Source organism: Bacillus sp. LL01 (assembly GCF_001037965.1).
Window position 1 is genome coordinate 1 of record NZ_LFEL01000154.1, and the last position, 4515, is coordinate 4515.

3 protein-coding genes and 1 pseudogene are annotated in these 4515 nt (G+C 37.2%); all 4 read right to left on the reverse strand.

Annotated elements, in window-relative coordinates; translation table 11 throughout:
• Positions 1-776 (reverse strand): glutaminase (locus AB685_RS26780; RefSeq protein ID WP_047973641.1); only part of this gene is annotated, 776 nt, incomplete at its 3' end.
• Between the two features lie 766 nt (positions 777-1542).
• The gene (locus tag AB685_RS26785) at positions 1543-2346 is read right to left on the reverse strand and encodes a hypothetical protein (protein ID WP_047973642.1); all 804 of its coding nucleotides are present in this window, start codon (positions 2344-2346) and stop codon (positions 1543-1545) included.
• Between the two features lie 755 nt (positions 2347-3101).
• The gene (locus AB685_RS26795; RefSeq protein WP_198530602.1) at positions 3102-3425 is read right to left on the reverse strand and encodes a hypothetical protein; all 324 of its coding nucleotides are present in this window, start codon (positions 3423-3425) and stop codon (positions 3102-3104) included.
• Positions 3426-3480: 55 nt separating this feature from the next.
• Positions 3481-4515: pseudogene (locus tag AB685_RS31500) on the reverse strand (hypothetical protein); the annotation flags it as partial.

Genomic DNA, 4515 nt, shown 5'->3' on the forward strand with positions numbered 1-4515 from the left:
GGTATCCCCACATCAACAGCAAATGCACCTGATTGATCATACATTCCACATGTCACCATAAATGTCTTCAATACTTTCACAACTTCTCGTGGTATAAGCTGCTCTCCTGTATCAAGGTCTACTCCGTAATTAGCAATCACTGCCGCAACACGAGAAAGCTCTTCAATTGTCATCTCAATCGAAGTCATTCTCCAGWAAATCGGTAGTACATCCTCAAGTTCGCCATCGACATATCCACCATAGCGATTATAGTAGAAGAGGGCGCGGTTCAAGTCATGCCCTTCCGCTTTTACAATTTCAGGATTATAATCGATCTCTTCATTTCCAGCTAAATTCCTTGTTAAATCAAGAATTCTGCTAAACTTATCATCAACTGATTTCCCTTTTATTTGACCAACCACTGCAATAGCACCTGCATTTACCATTGGATTTAATGGGCCACCATCTTCCTGCAACTCCATCTTACTTAATGAGTGATAAGGGTCACCTGTCGGCTCTTTGCCAACATGCTGAAATAACTTTTCTTCTCCTTGATCCATTAAAGCAACAGCAAGTGAAATGACTTTAGACATGCTCTGGATCGAAAATCTACCTTCATCATCTCCAGCCTTGATGCATCTTCCATCAAGCCCGGTGATCGCCATAGAAATAGCCCCATGATCCTCATTATCTACTTTCTCAATATAATCAGGGATTTTCCCGTCCCTTGCGACTTGCTTTTCTTCTTTAATAATTTTCTCTAAATAATCTTTTATATCATCTTTTATTTGATTCATAACCAGTCCTCCCCTGTATACTTTCATTGATTCCCTGAACAGACCAGGCTTAACCAACTTTTTCAGGAAAAAGTCAGACATAATTCCGTTGTAAAAAATAGAACACCGTCTATTTATAAGACTTTTTACTCATTTAAAGTTTGATAGGTTTATAGAATTTAAAAGTTGGTAACTATATAGGTAACAAAACAAAAGCAAAAAACACATTAAATATAAAAACACTACATAAATAAGGAGGAGTTATTCATGAGTTTAAAAGATTACATTCAGTCGATTAATAATATGTTAGAGGATGCGAAGAAAGAGGTTGTTTCTACACAGAAGTAATCGAGAAACATAAAAAAGCCAAGAGATCAGCTTTGGATTAAAGCTAAACTCTTGGCTTTTTTGTTGCACGCCTTACCTTGGAATTATTGCCTCTTTAGCTCTTGCTTTATTATATGGCTCGGAATATATCGCTTTTTAGAACGTATTTTCCACACTCCCATTTGGCAATTTAGGAAAAATACCATTCTCTTTAGGTTTGATCATGAAAAAATCACTTATAATGATCAGCCCATTTATTACCACAAGATTACTTCCCTCTCTTTTGGAGCTCAACCCCCATTTTCGATAAACTTCTATTTAAAAATGATGAAAAGGTAAGAATCCCTACCTGGAACCTTATATCAACTAAACGAATCAATTCATACCAGCCTGATTTATGATTTTATAAAAAGATACGAAAAAAGCATTCAGATGAAAATCCTCTGAATGCTTTTTGTTTTTATTCACTTATCTGTTTAGCAACTACAGCTACTCCTTGAACCATCGCATTCCATTCATCTGTAGACTCTAGCGTCACTTGAACTGGCAGCTCTTCGCCTTCACGATAACTTACTATCCAAATCCCTTCCTTACCAGGCAAGAAAAACGTAATGTTCTCAAGGACAGGATCCTCATCAATTGATGGAATATGAAAGAAAGAAATATTGTGGAGAGTCCATGCATGATGATCTAGATCGGTTAAAAACGTTTGGAAATGGAGCTCTTCTTCAGGAGATAGGTTTGTCACCCTCTGAACCTTCTTTAAATTTCCCCGCACACTTAGTAAGTCAAATGCTTCTTCAGTTAAAGTAAAGGTCCTCTGAATGTCTGGATGCTTTTCACTAAATGCATAATAATCTTTTATCACTTCAGGCGTCTCATCTACAGTCATATAAGCAAATTCATGAATGATATCGCGGTCGATTGAATGAAGCAGCCATGTTTCCCCTTCAATATGATGCAATATTACTGCATGTTGATTTGGCGCATCTGGAATACGAAGCATAAATTTTGACTCAATATAGGATTTGATAAAGGTCTGCATTTCTTCGCTTAATGGAATCTCCCCGTTACGTTCAGCTTCTTCTACCCAAAGGTCTTTGACCATTAATTGATGAGCAGTCGCTYCCATCACAGCATCCCACTCTTGTTGAGTTTTTGTTCCTAGCCCTGCCTCTAGAATTCCTTTTGCCACATTCGGAAACCCGGTTAACGATACGAGCAGCGCCAACTCCTCAGTCGAGCACCTCATTACAAAATTCATTTACCTATAACACATCCTTCGGTATTGCTTTATATTTCAATGTACTTAATTATTTGATTAGACATCATTCTATTCCTTTTATCTTAAACTAGTTCAATTCCTAGCACTTTCACTATCGTTCTTAGAATCAGCCAAAGTAATCCGTATGCAACAAAGGCTCCAATACATATGCCGATAAAAGTAAAAAAGTATAGGACTTTTGCTGTTAACCAATTATGTTTCTTATAACGCTTATAAAAGTAGGGACCTATACCAAAGAAGCCTTTCATAAAACCATTTGTGAGCTTTTGAAACCATGTCTCAGCCGGCCTAAAGACTCCCCTCACTCATAATAATCAACAATGACAAAGCCCAAAATTAACACTAAAAATGCAAAAGCAATTTGCGCTAGCACTGGAGATAAAAGGATAAACTCAATATTTTCTAAATTCTGTTCTGACATTACTTGAACCTTTCCATTACTCTATCTTTTATAATGTAACATGAATAGCAAATAGTATTCCGCTTATTAAATGAAAAAGAAGAAAACAAATGATACCAATACCTAAAAGCGATATCAGATAATAAAACTTACTTACTATTAGATTTGTTTTCTAAATCTCTTATATAAAAAAGTTCCTATCAAAAATAGACATAATGATCATATTAGTTGTTTTTTGAAACCATAGGCTGCTTGGGATAGAATGAATATCAGCATGATGTTCTCTAACAAAGTGATGGTATTATTCGTTAACATTTTGACCTCTTCTTTTAAACTAACCTAGCAAAACATTAATAATCCACGTCAATATATAATAAAGTACTATGCTTGTTAACCCCATCAAAAGTAATATGATCGCAAATAGAAGTTTAGTAATAATCCAAGGATATCTCATTAGTTTTGCATAGAAATAAGGACCTACCCCAAAACAACCCTTCATGAAAAAATTAGTAGACTTTTGAAACCAATTGGTTGCCGGACGAAAGATTCCCCATTCATAGTATTCCATCATCACTTTTCCAAGTGCCAATAAGGTAATGCCAAATGCAAACTGACCTACAAAAACCATTGCTATAAATATTTCAATGTACTCAATCATTTGATCTGATAACATTATAACGCCTGCCTATATTTATTTAGTAAATTCTTAGTAATTATTTGAACCATCCATTGATAAATTGAACAGCTTTACTCTCTTTAACTTCATTAAGTTTATTATCAAATGTTCTACCAACGCTTTCTCCAACTGACTTGAATGAATCACTTGCAAAATTACTTACAAGCGCACCTGCAAGTCCACCCGCGGCTCCACCAACAACTACTCCAATAGGGCCTCCAACACTACCAATTGTAGCACCTATTTTTGCTCCGACTCCAATAGCAGCAATATCCAAAGTCACTCCTGCTACAGCCCTTCCCGCCTTTTCCGAGATACTTTTATCACTGTTTGCACTATTAGTGAATTCGCTAGCATTTGCTATTAAAGATACCGCCCCACCCACAATTGGCACTCCACGTCCAGCGGCTTTTAAACCTTTGGCATCAAACACCTGCTTCACAACCTCTTTCGTTCCGGTTGTCATCCTTGATTGGAAGCTGGTTTGCAGTGTTGAACCTACAAGGGAGCCGGTGTGATTTTTCGGGAACCCAGCTAGGTGACTGAGCATATGAGATGGACTATTGTAGCTTGCTGCAAAGCGCTGTAGCCCTTGGGCCATTGGATTCGTTGGCTGTGATCTTGAGAAGTCCAATAAATATTTTGCCGTTGTCGAGCTGTGCTTGCTTTTACTCGTCCACGACTCATGTGCTCCTACAGAAAAACGGTAATCGCCTCTTAATTTCTGCATAAGAGGCGGTGTTTTTTTCGGGAGATACCCAACTTCTAGCTTTCTAGTTAGAAATATCGTTGAAGTCGTCATTGCTGCTTGAGATCCTACTACAGCTAAATCTGAGAAACCGATTGTTCGATTAGCCGTATTAAAATAGTCTAGCACTCTTCCTACCCAGGAGGATGATTCGTCTTTCTGTTGTAAACTTTGTTCAATGCTTTGGCCAGTTTTAGATAAGAGAGCGTCGTTAACCATTTTATAACTAGCATCATCCTTTAATTGACCAGATATAAAGGATGAAATCGTAAACCCTTGCTGTGCAAACATATTTGAGATAGTCATCAGGTATTGAGACATCAT

Coding starts and splice junctions, on each gene's coding strand:
- AB685_RS26795 (WP_198530602.1), bottom strand. CDS start 3,425: ATGATTGAGTACATTGAAATATTTATAGCAATGGTTTTTGTAGGTCAG.